Source organism: Streptomyces sp. NPDC002206, assembly GCF_053593595.1.
This window is the reverse complement of the sequence record NZ_JBSFCW010000042.1, coordinates 1-18642: the sequence shown is the minus strand read 5'-3', so window position 1 is coordinate 18642 and position 18642 is coordinate 1. Positions and strand designations below refer to the sequence as shown.

The 18642-nt window shown below is 68.7% G+C and carries 13 protein-coding genes, 3 pseudogenes and 1 CRISPR repeat array; of the genes and pseudogenes, 12 read left to right on the top strand and 4 right to left on the bottom strand.

Annotation, left to right across the window (positions count from 1 at the left end; all coding sequences use genetic code 11):
• Positions 1 to 8: 8 nt before the first annotated feature.
• Entirely contained in the window at positions 9 to 653 is a 645-nt protein-coding gene (locus ACWCP8_RS36830) for an ATP-binding protein (protein WP_352271354.1), read from the top strand.
• Positions 654 to 1152: 499 nt separating this feature from the next.
• Positions 1153 to 1449 carry a transposase gene (locus tag ACWCP8_RS36825; protein ID WP_451120706.1) on the top strand — a complete coding sequence of 99 codons (297 nt, stop codon included), beginning with the start codon at positions 1153 to 1155 and terminating at the stop codon, positions 1447 to 1449.
• Positions 1450 to 1738: 289 nt separating this feature from the next.
• Here the strand turns inward: ACWCP8_RS36825 and ACWCP8_RS36820 are convergent, their stop codons facing one another.
• The 4 genes and pseudogenes from ACWCP8_RS36820 to ACWCP8_RS36805 form a co-directional block, all read right to left on the bottom strand.
• Entirely contained in the window at positions 1739 to 1960 is a 222-nt protein-coding gene (locus ACWCP8_RS36820; RefSeq protein WP_451120708.1) for a hypothetical protein, read from the bottom strand.
• Between the two features lie 35 nt (positions 1961 to 1995).
• Positions 1996 to 2271: a pirin family protein gene (locus tag ACWCP8_RS36815; RefSeq protein WP_451120674.1), complete on the bottom strand. Its 276-nt coding sequence runs from the start codon at positions 2269 to 2271 to the stop codon at positions 1996 to 1998.
• Positions 2272 to 2455: 184 nt separating this feature from the next.
• Positions 2456 to 2563 (bottom strand): annotated as a pseudogene (locus ACWCP8_RS36810) (ribose-5-phosphate isomerase A); the annotation flags it as partial.
• Positions 2564 to 2811: 248 nt separating this feature from the next.
• Entirely contained in the window at positions 2812 to 3615 is an 804-nt protein-coding gene (locus ACWCP8_RS36805; RefSeq protein WP_352271356.1) for a Cof-type HAD-IIB family hydrolase, read from the bottom strand.
• A gap of 361 nt (positions 3616 to 3976) precedes the next feature.
• Between ACWCP8_RS36805 and ppgK the strand changes: the two genes are divergently transcribed.
• From ppgK to ACWCP8_RS36755, 10 genes and pseudogenes are all read left to right on the top strand, one after another.
• Positions 3977 to 4750: a polyphosphate--glucose phosphotransferase gene (gene ppgK, locus ACWCP8_RS36800; RefSeq protein WP_451120672.1), complete on the top strand. Its 774-nt coding sequence runs from the start codon at positions 3977 to 3979 to the stop codon at positions 4748 to 4750.
• Positions 4751 to 4801: 51 nt separating this feature from the next.
• A complete protein-coding gene (gene tkt / locus ACWCP8_RS36795) occupies positions 4802 to 6868 on the top strand; it encodes a transketolase (RefSeq protein ID WP_451120670.1) in 2067 nt (688 codons plus the stop codon).
• Positions 6865 to 7911 (top strand): transaldolase, encoded by a 1047-nt coding sequence (tal, locus tag ACWCP8_RS36790; protein ID WP_451120668.1) that lies wholly within the window; start codon positions 6865 to 6867, stop codon positions 7909 to 7911. Before tkt ends, tal begins: the two co-directional genes overlap by 4 nt.
• Before the next feature lie 71 nt (positions 7912 to 7982).
• Positions 7983 to 8444: pseudogene (gene pgi, locus ACWCP8_RS36785) on the top strand (glucose-6-phosphate isomerase); the annotation flags it as partial.
• An 11-nt stretch (positions 8445 to 8455) separates the two neighbouring features.
• Positions 8456 to 8590, top strand: coding sequence for a hypothetical protein (locus ACWCP8_RS36780; protein ID WP_451120666.1), 135 nt, complete (start codon positions 8456 to 8458; stop codon positions 8588 to 8590).
• 10 nt (positions 8591 to 8600) lie between these two features.
• Positions 8601 to 9632 carry a phosphogluconate dehydrogenase (NAD(+)-dependent, decarboxylating) gene (gene gnd, locus ACWCP8_RS36775; RefSeq protein WP_382844920.1) on the top strand — a complete coding sequence of 344 codons (1032 nt, stop codon included), beginning with the start codon at positions 8601 to 8603 and terminating at the stop codon, positions 9630 to 9632.
• Between the two features lie 5 nt (positions 9633 to 9637).
• Complete coding sequence (pgl, locus tag ACWCP8_RS36770) at positions 9638 to 10333, top strand: 6-phosphogluconolactonase (RefSeq protein WP_451120664.1); 696 nt, start codon at positions 9638 to 9640, stop codon at positions 10331 to 10333.
• 48 nt (positions 10334 to 10381) lie between these two features.
• A complete protein-coding gene (gene zwf / locus ACWCP8_RS36765; protein WP_451120662.1) occupies positions 10382 to 11791 on the top strand; it encodes a glucose-6-phosphate dehydrogenase in 1410 nt (469 codons plus the stop codon).
• Positions 11792 to 12015: 224 nt separating this feature from the next.
• Positions 12016 to 14729: direct repeats of the CRISPR family, unit length 29 nt; unit sequence GGGACCATCCCCGCGGGTGCGGGGAGCAG.
• Positions 14730 to 14970: 241 nt separating this feature from the next.
• Positions 14971 to 17931: a CRISPR-associated helicase Cas3' gene (cas3, locus tag ACWCP8_RS36760; protein ID WP_451120660.1), complete on the top strand. Its 2961-nt coding sequence runs from the start codon at positions 14971 to 14973 to the stop codon at positions 17929 to 17931.
• Between the two features lie 586 nt (positions 17932 to 18517).
• Positions 18518 to 18642 (top strand): annotated as a pseudogene (locus ACWCP8_RS36755) (IS5/IS1182 family transposase); the annotation flags it as partial.

Genomic DNA, 18642 nt, shown 5'->3' with positions numbered 1-18642 from the left:
CTTGTCGGATGGATGGAACAAGGGCTTCTTGGGTCAACACCACGCACGATTGGGCCCGCATCGTGGACGCGGACCATCTCGGTCAGATCCGCCAGGGATCCGCAGAGTTCGCTCCGGGCGGGCCAGAACACCTCGTTCTTGAGATCGTTGCTTACGCCGCTGACGAGGCAGCGAGCCGGGGCGGCGGACGGTGTGTGGTCACGTTGCATACCGACGGCTCGGTGTCGGTGAAGGATGACGGACGGGGCACCGACACTCGGGTCGACGAGCATGGCCAGGTGGTGAAGAAGCCGGTCATGGCCACGAAGGATCTTCGGTTCTTCGACCTCCCGGAAGCGGAGCGGCTTCCGGACGGACATCCGCGTCGCGGCATGTCCGTCGTCGCAGCGCTCAGCGAGTGGCTGATTCATACCAACCGCCGTCTCAACGGATCCTGGAGCCAGCGCTATGAGCACGGCGTCCCGGTGACCGATCTGGAGCCCGTCGAAGCCGACGGGACCACGGGGACCTGCATCCGCTTCCTGCCGGACGAAGCCCTGCGCTCGCGGTGGTCGTTGACCGCGGGCGATCTGGCGCGGTGGTCCGAGCACTGGCCCGACCTGACTGCCCGCCTCGACGATCAGCGCGATCGCGAGGACCGGTCAGGTCGGTGACCACGGGGCGCCGCGACCGAGCTCCACCGGAGAGAGCGGTCCGGCCGACTCCCGACCTGCGGTCCTGTTGCTCGGCCTCGGTGGCTTGGAGGTGGCAGGAGTCGGAGCCAGTCTCGATCAGAGTGCATTCGAAGTTGAGCTGGTCCCGCGCACGGAAATTCGTCCAGATAAGGGGTGACGTGGGTCCAGAACAGCGGTGACAGTGCCCGCCGGTCCGCGTCGGTGAGGGTGTCGGCCCACGGACGGTATGGCCCTGGGGCGGCTCGGCCAGGCGGCGGCCAGCGGCCCTGGCCTGTCCGTGCCTGACGGTTTCCTTCGGGGTCGGCATGACCGACAGGTAGGAGCCGTCGGGCAGCACCGGCAGCGGGACGAAGACCAAGTTCTTCCTGATCCGCCAGGCCAGGTGGGCACCGGTGGTCCGGGCCAGGCCCCACAGTTCGTACCCGGAGAAGTTACGGTCGGCCAGCAGTAGCATGTTCGGCCGCAGGGAAGCCAGCAGCTGGCGGGCGAGCCGCTGCTCGCTGAACGTGGCCACGGCGTCGAACGCCGCGTCGACGAGGGCATGGGTCCCGCATCGGTCGCGGCTGATCTGGGGGTCAACACCGAGACGCTCAGGAACTGGATACGGGTCGCCGACGAGCGGCATCTGGGCTCCCCCTCGGCGACCCAGACGGCCGTGCCGGCGTCGGACTCGGGGGAGGTGACCGCCTTGCGCAGGCGGATCCGTGAACTCGAAGAAGAGCGGGACATCCTGCGCAAAGCGGCCCGGTATTTCGCAACGGAGACGCGCTGGTGAGGAGCCGTCAACTAACTACTGCCTGGTTTGATGTCGCTTTCGTAGGCGGTGATCGCGCTGTGCAGGGCCTCGATTGTGCGGGGTGGGTGAGTCCGCCCTTATCATCCCAGCTCAGATCAATGCCGGTGAGTTGGCGAGTACGTGCTGATCAGAGGCTTGCCGTTGGTGAGTGGAGCCGGGTTTGTCCTCTGGTTGCGTTCTGTGGTTCGTCACTTCCGGTGAGACTCGGTCAGCGCCATAAGACGTACCTGCGGGTGCCCGCTCTGATTGACGCCACGGGAGTTCGGGTTCACCGGCAACGGCGGCACTTGATCGTCGCTCCCGGCCGTGAGCGGTACAGCGCGACCGCGTCCGCCTTGAACTCCGGCGGATAGTGCTTCATTCCCACAGGGACTCCGTTCTCCCAGATCCTCAAGATCCAGTGTCTACGGTGTCCGAGGTCCGGGGTCAGGGCCCGCGTTTCCTTGGTGTCGCGCCAGGAGTCCAGCGGAAGAGGGGGGAAGAGTTCCATGCCCGTACTGTCGTGTCGGCTGGTCATGGTGGCGCTCACCAGCCCGCGATCGTGGCGTGCATCTCCCAGACAAGGATCTCGGCGCCCTCGGGGGAGGAGACCTTCTGGCCGCCGGTCGCGGTGAGGCGTACCGCGTCTCCCTTTTCGAGGAGGCCGACACCTTCCAGGGCGACCTTTCCCTCGGCGACGAACAGGTGCAGGAAGGGGGCGTCGGGCAGCTGGATCTCGCCGCCAGCCTGGATGCGGGCGGCGTGCAGGGCGACGTACTTGTTCTGGATACGGATCGCCGTCGCGTCGGTGTGCTGGCCCATGCCGGAGGCCACTGTGACCAGACCGCCCTTGAGTAACTCGTCGTCGATCTCCTGCTGTTCGTAGCCAGGCTTGATGCCCGCCTCGTCGGGCTATCCCGCACACACACCGCCGGCACCCCGGGAAGGCGATCACGACGAAGCGGTCGGCAGCCGCCGCGACAATCTTCTCCCTGGTGTGCGCGGCGCCGCCGCCCTTGACGAGCCAGCCGTCCGGCGCTATCTGGTCCGCACCGTCAATCGTGATGTCGAAGTGGTCGATGCTGCCGAACGGTTCGACCCGCAGATCGAGCATCAGGGCCGCCTCCTCGGTCCGCGGCGACGTCGCGACACACCGCAGTGACAGACCGCGGTGGGCCAGCGCAGGCAGGTGGTAGGCGACGGTCGAGCCGGTGCCGAGGCCGACGGCCATGCCGTCCTCTATCAGCTCGGCCGCAGCCTCGGCGGCACGTTGCTTCTCGTGCTGGACGCTCACGGTCCTCCTCCTTGACCAGGCCAGGTCTCAGGCTCAGAGCGCCAGGCTCGGAAATGCGGTGACGCGGGTCATAGGATGAACTGCTCGACCGCGTTCGCGAAGCCCTCCTCCTCGTTGCTTGTTGTAACCCGCCTCGCCGCGCGCTGGACCTCGTGACTGGCGTTGCCCATCGCGATGGACAGTCCCGAGTGGGCGAACATCAGCACGTCGTTGGGCATGTCGCCGATCGTGGCGATCTGTTCGGGGGAAATCCGGAGCTTGGCGGACCAGTACTTGACGACACCGCCCTTGTTGGCCTGCGGATGCGTCACATCGAGGTAGTAGGGCTGCGAGCGGGCGGCCGAGACATGCTCGCCGAACTGCGCGCGAGCTGCGACCGCGGCCGCCTCGACGACCTGGTGGTCATCGCTGACCCCGACGAGCTTGGCGGCGCCCTGCTCCAGCCCGTCGAAGCCGGGAACGAGCGTGGGCGCGAACTGCACCGTCCAGCTCTCGCGATCAACGTGCGGCCCCTTGAGATCGCGGACGTACCAGTCGGCGCCCCGGTAGATCCAGACGCTGAGGCCGAACGACTCCATCAACGCGACGACCGGGGCCACCACCTCCGCGGGAATGACCTGCTGCTCGACAACGGTCATATCCGGGTTGACGATGAGACCACCGTTGAAGGCGGCGAGTTCAGTGGTCAGCGCCAGGGGCTCGATGATCATGGACATGCCTCGGGGCGGTCTCCCGCTGGTCACCGCGAAGAGGACGCCGGCGTCTTGGAGCTTGCGGGCCGCCTGGACGGCGCGGTCGGTGAGGGCCTTGTCGCTCGTGACCAGAGTGCCGTCGACGTCGGCAAGAAGCAGGCGGATCGGTCGGGTTGGCATCACGCCTCCGTAAGCTCTGGTCGCGGCCGGTCCGGGTGGGGAGAGGCAACGGCTCATGGATGCGGGGGACCTGTGGGACGGGTTCCCAGTCGGCTTGATTTCCGAAAGTTGCTGGAGGTTACCGTCGCGGCTGGCATGAGTCCCAGTCGCGTTCCTCTCGGACAGAGGGGAAGGTCAATGTCGTTGAGGGCGCGCAATGCTTGGATGTACCCCTTGGGCTTCGATATAACCCTATAAGAGTGATGTGGCGAATATAAGGGACGTGTGCCAGTGTTAAGAATTATATGGCGAAGCTCATGCGGGGGCTGACGTCCAAAATTCACACAACACATTTTGGGCCGGCCCCTGAGGGGAGCGGGCAGTGGCGCAGGCAAGTCTGGACAAGACGGCCCACGTGCTGGGGGTCGACATTGGCGGGACCGGTATCAAGGGAGCGCCGGTCGACCTCGAGCTCGGCAGCCTCATTGGTGAGCGGGTCCGGATCCCGACGCCGCATCCGGCGACGCCGGGGGCAGTCGCGGACGTGGTCGTGCGGGTGCTCTCCCATATCGGCGTCCCAGGACCGGTCGGGCTGACGCTCCCGGCAGTCATCCGGGGCGGCAAAGTCCAGACGACGTCCAATATCGACCCGGCCTGGATGGAGACGGACGCGGCCCAGCTCTTCGCACGAGCGACCGGCCGCGACGTGAGGGTAGTGAACGACGCCGACGCGGCCGGGATCGCCGAGATGCGCTTCGGCGCCGGCAAGGGACGCAAGGGCGTCGTCGTGATGGTGACGCTCGGCACCGGTATCGGCAGCGCCGTCTTCTCCGACGGGTACCTGGTGCCCAACAGCGAGCTGGGGCACCTGCCGCTGCACCACGAGGATGCCGAGGACTGGGCCGCGGAGTCGGTGCGCGAGCACGACGACCTGTCCTGGAAGAAATGGGCGCACCGCCTGGAGAGGTATCTCGAGCTCGTCCAGCGGCTGCTGTGGCCCGACTTGATTGTCATCGGCGGGGGCGTCAGCAAGAAGGCCGACAAGTTCCTGCCGTACATCGAGCTCAGGACCGAGATTGTGCCGGCGCAGCTGTTGAACGATGCGGGCATTGTCGGCGCGGCGCTCTTCGCCCCGGCCGGGAAAGCTCAACCCTAGTCTGCCGCGCTCGATATGAGCGCAGGGGCAGCATCTTCAGGGAGGCTCGCATTGAGCAACAACGACCTGGAAACACTTTCCGTCAACACGATCCGCACTCTGTGCATGGACGCCATCCAGGCGGCCAACTCTGGGCATCCGGGGACACCGATGGGAATCGCCCCGGTCGCGTACACGCTCTGGCAACGCTTCCTGCGCTTCGACCCGACCGACCCGATCTGGCCCAACCGCGACCGCTTCGTGCTGTCGGAAGGACATGCCTCCGCGTTGCTCTGGTCGCTGCTCCACCTCACCGGCGTGCAGGCTGTCGACCCCGACTACGAGGTCCTGGGCCGACCCGCCGTGACCCTCGACGACCTCAGGACGTTCCGCCAGCTCGGCTCGCGCTGCCCCGGGCACCCGGAGTACCGGTGGACCAGCGGCGTGGAGACCACGACCGGCCCGCTCGGCCAGGGCGTCGCGACCTCAGTCGGGATGGCGATCGCCGGGCGGTGGCTCGCCGCCCGGTACAACCGCGACGACTTCACCGTCTTCGACTTCGACGTGTACGCGATGGCCGGCGACGGCTGCATGATGGAGGGGATCTCCTCGGAGGCTGCCTCGCTCGCAGCCCACCAGCGGCTGTCGAACCTTTGCTGGATCTACGACTCCAACCGGGTGACGATCGAGGGCCACACCGACATCGCGTTCACCGAGGATGTGGCGGCCCGGTTCATCGGCTACGGCTGGAACGTCACCACCGTGGCCGACGCCAACGACCTCGACGCCGTGGCCCGCGCGCTGCACACCTTCAAGTCCGAGAATGAGCGCCCGACGCTCATCGTGGTGCACAGCCACATCGGCTACGGGTCACCGGTCGAGGACACCCCGAAGGCGCACGGCGCGCCGTTCGGCGTGGAGGGCGTCAAGTCAACCAAGCGATTCCTCGGGATGCCGGAAGGCAAGGACTTCTTCGTTCCCGACGGCGTCTACGAGCACTTCGCCGCAGGCGTCGGCGCGCGCGGTCGCGAAGCCCGGACGAGCTGGGAGGCTCGAATCGAGGCTTACTCAACCACCCATCCCGAGCTCGCCGACGAGCTGGGGCGCATCCAGCGGCGTGACCTGCCGGAGGACTGGGAGTCGGCGCTGCCGACCTTCCCGGCCGACCCCAAAGGCATCGCAAGCCGTGACTCCAGCGGCCAGGTGCTCAATGCGCTTGCCCAAGCCGTGCCGTGGGTGCTTGGCGGGTCGGCGGACCTTTCGCCGTCGACCAAGACCAACCTCACGTTCCCCGGCGCCGGCGACTTCCAGGCCGATGACCGCTCGGGGCGCAACCTCCACTTCGGGATCCGCGAGCACGCCGCCACCGCGATCACGAACGGGATGGCGCTGACCAAGCTGCGCCCGTACTGGTCGGGGTTCCTGATCTTCTCGGACTACGCGCGCGGCGCGGTCCGGCTTTCAGCGCTGATGGAGATCCCGGTCGTGCACATCTTCACCCACGACTCGATCGGCGTCGGCGAGGACGGTCCCACCCACCAGCCAGTCGAGCAGCTCGCGTCGCTGCGCGCGATGCCGGGGCTGCTGGTGTTCCGCCCTGCCGACGCGAACGAGGTCGTCGAGACCTGGCGGATCGTCGCCGCGCTCAGGCACGAGCCGGCGGTGCTGGTCCTTTCCCGTCAGGCACTGCCGACCCTCGACCGCTCCGAGATGGGGGCCGCATCCGGGGTGGCCAGGGGAGCCTATGTTCTGGTCGACGCGGCGGACGGCAAGCCCGACGTCATCCTGCTCGCCACCGGGTCGGAGGTGCAACTCGCGCTCGCGGCCCGTGACGAGCTCGCCGCCGAGGGCCTCGCGGCTCGCGTGGTCAGCATGCCCTGCTGGGAATTGTTCGACCGCCAGCCCAAGGAATACCGCGACTCGGTCATCCCGCCCGGGGTCAGGGCCCGGGTCGCCATCGAGCAGGCGGCGACCCTCGGCTGGGACCGTTACGTCGGCGACGGCGGCGCGGTCGTCGGCATGCACACGTTCGGGGCATCGGCGCCGCTCAAGATGCTGCTGACCAAATTCGGCTTCACTCCCGAGAAGGTCACCCAGATTGCCCGCGAGTGCGTGGCCGCCGGTAGGGAGCAGGCGTGAACGTAACCCAGGCGCTTCATGAGCAGGGCCAGAGCATCTGGCTGGACAACATCACCCGTTCGATGCTCGATACGGGCCAGATCCAGCACTACATCGACCAGTACTCGGTGACCGGGCTCACCTCCAACCCCTCGATCTTCGACAAGGCGATCGGCTCCGGTGACTACGACGACGCGATCCGCGCGAAGGCGGCGGGCGGGCGCAAGGGCGAGGAGCTGTTCTTCGAGCTGGCCATCGAGGACCTGCAGCGGGCCGCCGACCTGTTCCTGCCCATCCACGAACGCACCGACGGCGTCGACGGCTGGGTCTCGCTGGAGGTCTCGCCCCTGCTCGCCTACGACACGCAGCGAACGGTGGCGGCCGCCAAGGCGCTGTACGCCAGGACCGACCGGCGCAACCTCTTCATCAAGATCCCCGGCACGCCCGAGGGGCTGCCGGCGATCGAGGAGGCCATCGCCTCGGGCGTTCCGGTGAACGTGACGCTGCTGTTCTCGGCAGACCACTACCGGGCCGCGGTTGACGCCTACCTGCGTGGCGTCGAGCGCCGGGTACAGGCTGGCCACGACCCCGCTGTCGGCTCGGTCGCGTCGGTGTTCATGTCACGCTGGGACGTGGCGGTCAAGGACGCCGCACCAGCCGGCCTCACCGACACTCCCGCCCTCGCCGTCGGCCTCGACGTGTACCGGGCGTACCGCGAAGTGATGGGCTCGCAGCGCTTCCAGCGGCTGGAGAATGCCGGCGCGCGAATGCAGCGGCTGCTCTGGGCCAGCACGAGGACGAAGGACCCGGCCGCCTCCGACACGCTTTACGTCCACGGTCTGGCCGCGCCATTCACGGTCAACACGATGCCCGACGACACCCTGAAAGCCTTCTTCGACCATGGCGAGATCGGAGAGACACTGCCGTCGGACGGGGCGAATCCGCGGCAATGCTGGCCCGCTTCGCGAGCGCGGGCGTCGACATCAAGGCGCTTGCCGCCAAGTTGCAAAGCGAAGGCGCCAAGTCCTTTGTCGCGGCCTGGAACGACCTCATGGAGCGAATAGACGTGCAGAGCAAAGCCGTGGCCTGACCTCGGCGCCGAGTGGCCGGACTGAACCCATCAGAGGAGCAAGCCATGCCATCGACCGCGCTGCGCGAGCGTCCTGCGTGGAAGGCGCTCGCGGGCCATCACTCCGAGATCGCCGGGCGCCACCTGCGCGAGCTGTTCGCCGCCGATCCGGGACGCGGCGAGCGGATGGCGGCCGAGGCCACCGGCCTGTACCTGGACTACTCGAAGAACCGGATCAACGTCTCAGAGCACCGGCCGGTGCTGCACGTGGCGCTGCGGATGCCGAAGGAGTCCTCGCTCGTCGTCGGCGGAGTGGACGTCGTCGCGCAGGTGCACGAGGTGCTCGACCGGATGGCGGCGTTCGCGGACCAGGACCGCTCGGGCGCCTGGAAAGGCGCCACCGGCAAGCCGATCCGCAACATCATCAACGTCGGCATCGGTGGCTCCGACCTCGGGCCCGTCATGGCCTACGAGGCGCTGCGCCATTACAGCCGGCGTGATCTCACGTTCAGGTTCGTGTCCAACGTCGCCTCGAAGACGTGTGGGGTGTCGAGCTCGGCAAGGTGCTTGCTGTCGCTGTCATCCCGGAGCTCGAGAGTGCGACCGACCCTGAACTCGGCCACGACTCGTCCACGAACGCGCTGATCCGGCACTACCGCACGCTCAAGGACTAGGAGGCGCAACATGGCGACAGACAAGCCCATGCAGCTCGGGATGATCGGGCTCGGCCGGATGGGGGCGAATCTGGTGCGTCGGCTGATGCGAGACGGCCACCAATGCGTCGTGTCCGACGTCAACGCGGCGGCCGTCGCCGAACTGGCCGGCGAGGGCGCGACGGGCGCAGACTCACCCCGGGATCTCGTTGCGAAACTGGACAAGCCACGGGCCGTATGGCTCATGCTTCCGGCTGCGATCGTCGACTCCATCCTCGACCAGCTCGAGCCGTTGCTGGAGCCCGGCGACATCCTGATCGACGGCGGCAACTCCTACTACCGCGACGACATCACGCGCGCCAAGCGTCTTGCTGGCAAGTCGCTGCACTATGTTGACTGCGGGACCAGCGGTGGGGTCTGGGGGCTGGAGCGTGGCTACTGCCTGATGATCGGCGGCGAGGATGAGGTCGTGGCCCATCTGGACCCGATCTTCAAGACGATCGCTCCCGGCGAGGGCAGCGCCGAGCCGACGCCGAGCCGGACCCGGACCGACGGCACCGCCCCGCTCGGGTACCTGCACTGCGGGCCGAACGGCGCCGGGCACTTCGTGAAGATGGTCCACAACGGGGTCGAGTACGGGATGATGGCCGCGATCGCCGAGGGCCTCAGCATCATCAAGCGCGCGGACGCCGGCAAAAGCCGGCAAGAGGTCGACGCGGAGACGACGCCGCTGCGCGATGCGTGGGCCTACCAGTACGACATCGACGTCGGCGAGGTGGCCGAGGTCTGGCGGCGCGGCTCGGTCGTCGGCTCGTGGCTGGTCGACTTGATCGCCGATGCCTTCGCCGGCTCGCCCTCCCTCGACGGCTTCGCCGGGCGGGTCTCCGACTCCGGGGAAGGCCGCTGGACCGTCCTCGCCGCGGTAGACGAAGGCGTCCCGGTACCGGTCATCACCACCTCGCTCTACGAGCGCTTCGAGTCCAGGCAGGCCGGGGAGTTCACCGACAAGATCCTCTCGGCGATGCGCTCGGAGTTCGGCGGGCACGCCGAAAAGAAGGGCTGAGGGCTGTGCATCACGAACTCGAAGTCGTCGCCGACCCCGATGCAGTCGCCGGCACCGCGGCGGCGTTCGTGGCGCGGCTGGCCCGGGCCTGCGTTCAAGCCCACGGCCGATTCACGTTCGCCGTCAGCGGGGGGCACACACCATGGGCGATGTTCGCGCGGCTCGCACATGAGCACGTCCCCTGGGAGCACGTGGCGGTGTTCCAGGTCGACGAGCGGGTCGCGCCCGACGGCGATCCGGACCGCAACCTCACGCACCTGAGGGAGAGCCTCGGTGCGGCCCCGGCCGAGGTCATGGCGATGCCCGTGAACGACGCCGACCTTGACGCGGCGGCCGCCGCGTACGGGCAGTCGCTGCCCGGGCGTTTCGACCTCGTTCACCTGGGCCTCGGCCCGGACGGGCACACCGCCTCGCTGGTGCCACGGGACCCGGTGCTCGAAGTCTCGGACCGGCTGGTGGCCCTGACGGCGCCCTACATGGGCCACCAGCGCATGACACTCACCTATCCTGCGCTCGCTCGCGCCCAGCAGGTGCTCTGGCTCATCACCGGAGCGGACAAGCGCGAACCGCTCTCGAGGCTCGTTGCGGGAGACCGGTCGATTCCCGCCGGCCGGGTCGAGGCGGCGGCGTCGCTCGTCCTCGCGGACGCGGCGGCGGCCGACCAGGGCCCTCCGCGCGCCGGTGCCCAGCCGCCGGCATGACCATGACGCCCGACCCTTTTGCCGTGCCGGCCCCGTAAGGGAGATCAGATGGCTTTGAACTCGTCGAACGTTCCCGCAGACGTGCTGGTCATTTTCGGGATCACTGGCGACCTCGCGCGAAAGATGACGTTTCGCTCGCTCTATCGGCTTGAGCGGCGCAAGCAGCTGACCTGCCCGATCGTCGGAGTGGCGCGCGACGGCTGGTCCGACGACGCGCTGCGTGACCACGCCCGCGCGGCGATCAAGGCAGCGGGTGAGCCGCTCGACGACAGCGTCTTTGCCCGGTTCGCCGCCCGACTCACCTATGTGCAGGGCGATTACACCGACGAGGAGACGTTCCATCGCCTCGCCCGGGCGGTCAACGGCAGGCGGCGCCCCGTCTTCTACCTGGAGATCCCGCCGTCGCTGTTTGCCCGGGTGGTCGGGGGCCTGGCAGGCGCCGGGCTGACCAAGGGCGCCCGGGTTGTCGTGGAGAAACCATTCGGGCATGACCTCGCGTCGGCGCGCGCCCTCAACGCCGAGCTGCGTCAGCTCCTCGACGAGGATCAGCTGCTGAGGATCGACCACTTCCTCGGCAAAGAGCCGGCGATGGACATCCTGTTCCTGAGGTTCGCCAACTCCGTGTTCGAGCCGGTGTGGAACCGCGACCACGTCTCCTGCGTGCAGATCACCATGGCCGAGGACTTCGGGATCGAGGATCGCGGCCACTTCTACGACCCGGTCGGCGCGCTCCGCGACGTCGTGCAGAACCATCTGCTGCAGTTGCTCGCCCTGGTGGCGTCCGAGCCGCCATCAGCGGCCGATGCGGACGCGCTCCGAGACCGCCGGGTTGATGTGTTCCGGGCGATCCCCGACGCCGACCCGGCCCACTACGTCCGCGGGCAGTACGAGGGGTACCTGCAGGTCCCCGGCGTGCGGCCGCGCTCGCGCACCGAGACCTTCGTCGGGTTGCGGCTGGAGGTCGAGAACTGGCGCTGGTCCGGGGTGCCGTTCTTCATCCGCGCCGGCAAGTCGCTCCCCGAGCGAGTGACCGAGATCCGGATCGTGTTCAAGCGCCCGCCGCGGCTTGCGTTCGCGGAGCGGTTCGCGCCCGAGCCCGACCAGTGGATCCTGCGGATCGATCCGAGCCCTGGCATGAACTTCCGCATCCAGGCCAAGCAGCCGGGCAAGCAGGACACGCAGCTGGTGGACCTTGACCTCCTCTTCGCGGTCGAGCTGGGTGAGGCACCCGAACCGTACGAGCGCCTGCTCAGTGATGCAATGCAAGGCAACGCGAGCCTGTTCACCCGGGAGGACTCGGTGGAGGAGACGTGGCGAATCGTCCAGCCACTGCTGGAGGCGCCCGGCGACCCTGAGCGTTACCGGCAGGGGACCTGGGGACCGGCGGGAGCGAGCAAGCTCGTCGCCGGATACCCGCGATGGCACGAACCATGGCTGCCGGCGAGGTCCCCCGACTGATACAGCCGCGCCCCGGACCCGGTGAACGCCGGGGCGACGATGGCGATGAGGTCGGACCGCCACATGACGATCTGCTCCGTACCCAGGCCGTACCAGCCCTCGCCTCCGTAGGCGACGCTCAGCCGCGGATCCTCGCCCGCGCACCAGGTGAGCCGGTTCCGGTCACCTTGGTAGATGCTGTAGGGGGCGGTCGAGAGGCAGGCCTGGCGCGCGCTCGGCAATGGGGGACCATCCCCGCGGGTGCGGGGAGCAGCAGGAGTCGCGAGTGTGCGGGTCGTAGTGGTCGGGACCATCCCCGCGGGTGCGGGGAGCAGGCGCCGAACTCGGCGATCGGGACGGTGCGCTGGGGACCATCCCCGCGGGTGCGGGGAGCAGAAGCGCGTCCAGGCAGGACGGTCCTGGCGTTCAGGACCATCCCCGCGGGTGCGGGGAGCAGAAGGAACCTCGGTTCCGTCCCTCAGCCGGACGGGGACCATCCCCGCGGGTGCGGGGAGCAGTCCTGGACGGACTGCTGGGCGCCGGTGAGGAGGGGACCATCCCCGCGGGTGCGGGGAGCAGACCAACAACGACGACATCTACCGCAGCGCCGCGGGACCATCCCCGCGGGTGCGGGGAGCAGAAAACGATCGCGTGAATGTGCGGGTGCCAGCCGGGACCATCCCCGCGGGTGCGGGGAGCAGTCGATCGACGTGTCGTTGTTCTGCGGCAGGGAGGGACCATCCCCGCGGGTGCGGGGAGCAGCGATCCGTCTTTCTGACGGTGGGTCGGACGGTGGGACCATCCCCGCGGGTGCGGGGAGCAGCGGTCGGCTTTGCCGTCGCGCGGGTCCCAGGCGGGACCATCCCCGCGGGTGCGGGGAGCAGTTCAGGTCGGTCGGCTGGCCCATGGGCCACCGGGGACCATCCCCGCGGGTGCGGGGAGCAGAGATCGAGACGCACCGTCTGGACCCGGAGGTCGGGACCATCCCCGCGGGTGCGGGGAGCAGGCTTCTGGACCACGGTCACCGTTGTCGTGCCCGGGACCATCCCCGCGGGTGCGGGGAGCAGGCCGAAGTCCTCATGGAGATCGACGCCAAGCAGGGACCATCCCCGCGGGTGCGGGGAGCAGAGAGATCAGCAGACATGACCACGATCACGATCGGGACCATCCCCGCGGGTGCGGGGAGCAGTTCGTACGTTCTTCCGGACGTTCAACGGCGCCGGGACCATCCCCGCGGGTGCGGGGAGCAGGGCATCGAGCAGGCCTCGTCCGGCGGCGGCGTGGGACCATCCCCGCGGGTGCGGGGAGCAGCTGAAAACGGCGACCCGCCCAACGGAAGTGGGCGGACCATCCCCGCGGGTGCGGGGAGCAGGGGTGTCGGCAGGGTTCAGGTTCCGGGGAGCGGGGACCATCCCCGCGGGTGCGGGGAGCAGGTGTCGACCATGCCCACCCTCGGGCGCGGCGTGGGACCATCCCCGCGGGTGCGGGGAGCAGCGGGAACCAGACGCCCTTCCAGCTGCTCGGCAGGGACCATCCCCGCGGGTGCGGGGAGCAGCCGATCGCGTGACCGAACTCGTGCGTGGTCGAGGGACCATCCCCGCGGGTGCGGGGAGCAGGTGCACAGGCGGCTGAGGTTGATTCCCATGTGGGGACCATCCCCGCGGGTGCGGGGAGCAGACGAACCGCGAACAGCGGTACGGAGTACCCCAGGGACCATCCCCGCGGGTGCGGGGAGCAGGAGCTGGAGCCTGAGCGCCCGTACCGGCCCGAGGGACCATCCCCGCGGGTGCGGGGAGCAGTGACGAGGTTGCCCGCGGTGCTCTTGCTGATCGGGACCATCCCCGCGGGTGCGGGGAGCAGGCGTGCACGGACCGCGGGTTGGCGTGCATCGAGGGACCATCCCCGCGGGTGCGGGGAGCAGACGTCCCTGGCACCGGGCACGTACACCGTGGAGGGACCATCCCCGCGGGTGCGGGGAGCAGTTGCAGCAGATCCTGACGGAGCGCCTCGACTTGGGACCATCCCCGCGGGTGCGGGGAGCAGGACCGGGTGACGGTCGCGAGCCCGGCGGCCCCGGGACCATCCCCGCGGGTGCGGGGAGCAGGCCCGCGCGTATCCGATCCTGTACGGCGAGAAGGGACCATCCCCGCGGGTGCGGGGAGCAGTGACGGTGGAGAGGGACGAGACATGAGCGTCAGGGACCATCCCCGCGGGTGCGGGGAGCAGCACCATTTTTGGGACAGGGCCGCCATGATGGCGGGACCATCCCCGCGGGTGCGGGGAGCAGAATCCGGACGTATTGATCAAGTTGCTAGCGCCGGGACCATCCCCGCGGGTGCGGGGAGCGGGGCAGACCGCAGGGCTTGCCGAACGCGTACCCGGGACCATCCCCGCGGGTGCGGGGAGCGGGACGTGACCCTTGGTCAGAAGACCCTCGGCGCGGGACCATCCCCGCGGGTGCGAGGAGCGGCTCCGGGCCGCTACCTGGAACTGGTAGCTGGTGGGACCATCCCCGCGGGTGCGGGGAGCGGCTCCGACGCGTCATGGAACAGGGCGTGCTCACCGGGACCATCCCCGCGGGTGCGGGGAGCGGTCCAGGAAGTCGTAGTCGGACCAGGCGGTGGGGGGACCATCCCCGCGGGTGCGGGGAGCGGAACACGAGCGGCCTCAAGCTGAAGGTCCGCGAGGGACCATCCCCGCGGGTGCGGGGAGCGGCGCACTTTCGGCAGACGATTTGAACGGGGACGGGGACCATCCCCGCGGGTGCGGGGAGCGGGGGACCCCGTTGTGACGCACCGCAGTCCGAATGGGACCATCCCCGCGGGTGCGGGGAGCGGAGTGCTTTCCTTCGGGCCGCACTGCTCCCATAGGGACCATCCCCGCGGGTGCGGGGAGCGGTCGTCGCAGCGATCATCGCTGCATGGGCGGCTGGGACCATCCCCGCGGGTGCGGGGAGCGGACTGCGTGACCTGCGACTTTATCGCGACGGCACGCAGTTTTCGCACACTTTCACCGAGTCCGGCATAACAGGCATAACGCACCTGGTTCTTCCGTCTAGACGTCCGGTGGGCGGCAGTGCAAAGTGATCATCCTAGAGCCTGTCTGCCTGCTGTCAGGGAGTTACTCTCGGGTCGGAAGAAGACTTCTTGAGTTTCGTCATATAGGCATTCTGGGACCGGGTTTGCCTGTATTCATCTGGCATGACGGGTGAGGGAATGTCCCGCTCGGGCCTGCGGGGCAGGCTCGACGGGCCGGTGCTGACGGTATGGGCGAAGCACGACAGGGATTCCGACGGGTGGCTGCCGTTGTGGCGGCACATGGAGGACAGCGCCGCTGTCGCCGGTCTGCTGTGGGACACGTGGCTGCCCGCGAGTGTAGGGAAGTTGATCGCCTCTGCGCTGCCCGGTGGTGAGCAGGACGCACGTCGGCTTGCCGTGTGGATGGCGGGGGTGCACGACATCGGGAAGGCGACGCCCGCTTTCGCCTGTCAGGTCGACCAGCTCGCAGACCATATGCGTGAGCAAGGGCTGCAGATGCGCTCGGCACGGGCCCTCGGGCCGGACCGCAGGATCGCGCCGCACGGGCTGGCCGGGCAGGCGTTGCTGGGGGAGTGGCTGAAGGAACGGCACGGCTGGACGGTGAAGCAGACAGGCCAGTTCACGGTCGTCGTGGGAGGACACCACGGGGTGCCTCCGGAGCACGGTCACATCGCAGCCCTCCACAAGCACGGGCACCTGCTGCGTACCCCGGGACCCAGCCGAGCCGCGTGGCACCGAGTGCAGGACGAGCTGCTCGATGCGTGCGCCGACGAGTACGGCGTACGGGACCGGCTGGATGAGTGGCGGTCGGTGAAACTGCCACAGCCGGTGCAGGTGTTGCTCACAGCACTGGTGATCGTCGCCGACTGGGTCGCCAGCAACGCCGACCTCTTCCCTTACTTCCCGCAGGATGTCGCCCGCAGCAGTGAGGAGCGCGTCGCCGCGGCCTGGCGCGGCCTGGACCTGCCGGCGCCCTGGTGCCCGGACGAGCCTGCAGGCGACGCCCAGGAACTGTTCGCCTCCCGCTTCGATCTGCCGCCAGGGGCCAAGGTCCGGCCGGTGCAGGAAGCCGCCGTCGAACTGGCCCGGGCGATGGCAGACCCGGGGCTGATGGTGATAGAGGCGCCGATGGGGGAGGGGAAGACCGAGGCCGCCCTGGCGGTCGCCGAGATCTTCGCTGCCCGCTCGGGGGCGGGCGGCGTGTTCTTCGCGCTGCCGACCATGGCCACCGGCAACGCGATGTTCCCCCGCCTTCTGGACTGGCTCGAGCGGCTGCCCGCAGCCGAAGACGCCCGGTACTCCGTCCTGCTCGCTCACTCGAAAGCCGCGTTGAACGAGGACTTTGCCGACCTGATGCGCGAGAGAGGCCACCGGATCGTCGCGGTCGACGCGGACGCGCCCGAGGAGCCGCAATGGCGCCCCTCGCACACGACACGGTCCGCTCCTGCTGAGCTCGTCGCGCACGCCTGGCTGCGCGGCCGTAAGAAGGCCATGCTGTCCTCGTTCGTCGCGGGAACCGTCGACCAGTTGCTGTTCGCCGGGCTCAAGAGCCGCCACCTGGCAATGCGTCACCTCGCGGTCGCCGGGAAGGTCGTCGTGATCGACGAGGCGCATGCCTACGACACGTACATGAGCGTCTACCTCGATCGCGTGCTGTCGTGGCTCGGCGCGTATCGCGTGCCAGTAGTGGTGCTGTCCGCGACCCTGCCCGCGGGCAGGCGCCGCGAGCTCGTCGAGGCGTACGCAGGCAGCAGCGCCGAAGCAGCCCGGAGTGCCACGGAGTTCGAGGCGGTGAGCAAGGCCGGCGCCTATCCTCTGCTGACCGCCGTGACACCTGGTGGGGAGCCGGTCCTGAGGAATCCTGGCGCCTCCGCCCGGGGCACGGACGTCATCCTGGAGCGGATCGACGACGACCTGGACGTTCTCGTCGACCGACTCGCCACTGAGCTGGACGGCGGCGGCTGTGTGCTGGTCGTACGCAACACGGTCAAGCGGGTGGTGGAGACCGCCCAGGTGCTCAGGGCGAGGTTCGGCGATGAGCACGTGACGGTCGCCCACTCGTGTTTCATCGACATCGATCGTGCAGCGAAGGACGCAGATCTCCTGAAACGCTTCGGGCCGCCAGGCAAAGCGGAAGGCCGCCCGACGGGGCCGCACATCGTCGTGGCCAGCCAGGTGGCCGAGCAGTCCCTCGACGTCGACTTCGACCTGCTTGTCACCGACCTCTGTCCGGTCGACCTGCTGCTCCAGCGCATGGGGCGTCTGCACCGGCATCAGCGGGGCGAGGGACAGCACGAACGTCCCAAGCGGTTGCGCCGGGCGCGCTGTCTGGTTACCGGTGTCGACTGGACAGGCGACGTGCCGGCGCCGGTGCGAGGCTCGGTCGCCGTGTACGGGGCGTACGCGCTCCTGCGGTCCGCGGCCGCGCTCCTGCCTCACTTCGAGAAAGGGCCAAGCCGTCCGGTACGGCTGCCCGACGACATCAGCCCGCTCGTACAGGCGGCATACGCCGACGGCCCCGCAGGCCCGCGGAGCTGGGCACCGGCGATGACCGATGCCCTCGAACTGTACGAGCGCCACCGCGCAGACCAGGCCGAACGGGCGGCCGTGTTCCGGCTGGAGGAGGCCGGAAGGGACGGCAGGCCCCTGTTCGGGTGGGTGGCGGCGGGAGTGGGCGACGCGGACGACACCCGGATCGGGCGGGCCCAGGTCCGCGACAGCCGCGAGAGCCTAGAGGTCGTGGTCGTGCAGCGGCGCGCCGACGGCACCCTGGCAACGATGCCGTGGCTGGAGCCAGACCGCAAGCGCCGACCCCTGGCGGGGCTGGCACTGCCTACGGACCAGGTGCCGACCGCCCTCGCGGCCCGCACCGCGGCAAGCTGCGGGCTGCGGCTGCCGATCCAGTTCAACTACGCCGACGTCATGGACCAGGCGATCGACGAGCTCGAGGAACTGTATGTGCCCGCCTGGCAGACAAAGGACAGCCACTGGCTCGCCGGCCAGCTCATCCTCGCGCTCGACGAGGACTGTCAGACTCAACTGGCAGGTTTCTGCCTCCGATACAGCCACAGCGACGGTCTTGAGGTGACCCGTGATGAACGGCAGGGGGACAGCGCGGCTTGAGCAGAAAGAATCCCCGCACGGGCGGGGAGCAGTGAGGTTACAAGCTTGGGTACGCCCCTCAGTCTGGGGCCATCCCCGTCTCAGCGGGGAGCAGTGACCGCATGCTACTCGAGGGCCGTTCATGCATGCGGGCTCATCTTCCGCGGAGGGCGCGGCGTGGGCTGGAGAGGGCGGAATCACGCTTCTGTCGAAACCTGGCGTCCTCTTTCCGCCCACCGGACCAACGGCAGGCCCGCTACGGCAGATATCGCACTTGCCAGGGCTGTGGCGACGCCCCACCTGGCGGCTTCATCTGCCGGGCCGCCCAACGGCAGCCAGCGACCCAGCAAGAGGGCTAACCAGAAGATGGTCGCAACAGCTCCCGTCACCAGGATCCAGCGGATCCACCTGTTCAACTCCGTACCCCCCTCAGTCTGTTGCATTATGGTTGCACGCACTCTAGAGGATCCGAGGCCTCATGCCATACGCCTTAGACCGACCGGCAAATGGCTACGTCGCTCGTTGGCTGACGGTCCCGGAAACGAGACAGGCACGGGCCCTGCGTGATCATGGAGTTCTCTACGCTCAGTGATCACACGGAGGACCCGTGCCTGCAGTGCCATCTTGCCTGCTCGACCCCCTGTGGGACCAGTTCGCTGCTCTCCTGCCGGTGCGGGAGGGGTTCTCGGCGAGCCATCCGCTCGGGTGTCACCGCCGCCGGGTGTCGGACCG

What these genes read in the sequence shown, in the direction of transcription:
- ACWCP8_RS36805 (WP_352271356.1), bottom strand. Translation starts at nt 3,615, where the DNA reads ATGCCAACCCGACCGATCCGCCTGCTTCTTGCCGACGTCGACGGCACT.
- ACWCP8_RS36830 (WP_352271354.1), top strand. Translation starts at nt 9, where the DNA reads ATGGATGGAACAAGGGCTTCTTGGGTCAACACCACGCACGATTGGGCC.
- zwf (WP_451120662.1), top strand. Translation starts at nt 10,382, where the DNA reads ATGGCTTTGAACTCGTCGAACGTTCCCGCAGACGTGCTGGTCATTTTC.
- gnd (WP_382844920.1), top strand. Translation starts at nt 8,601, where the DNA reads ATGGCGACAGACAAGCCCATGCAGCTCGGGATGATCGGGCTCGGCCGG.
- ACWCP8_RS36820 (WP_451120708.1), bottom strand. Translation starts at nt 1,960, where the DNA reads ATGGAACTCTTCCCCCCTCTTCCGCTGGACTCCTGGCGCGACACCAAG.
- ACWCP8_RS36815 (WP_451120674.1), bottom strand. Translation starts at nt 2,271, where the DNA reads ATGGGCCAGCACACCGACGCGACGGCGATCCGTATCCAGAACAAGTAC.
- cas3 (WP_451120660.1), top strand. Translation starts at nt 14,971, where the DNA reads ATGACGGGTGAGGGAATGTCCCGCTCGGGCCTGCGGGGCAGGCTCGAC.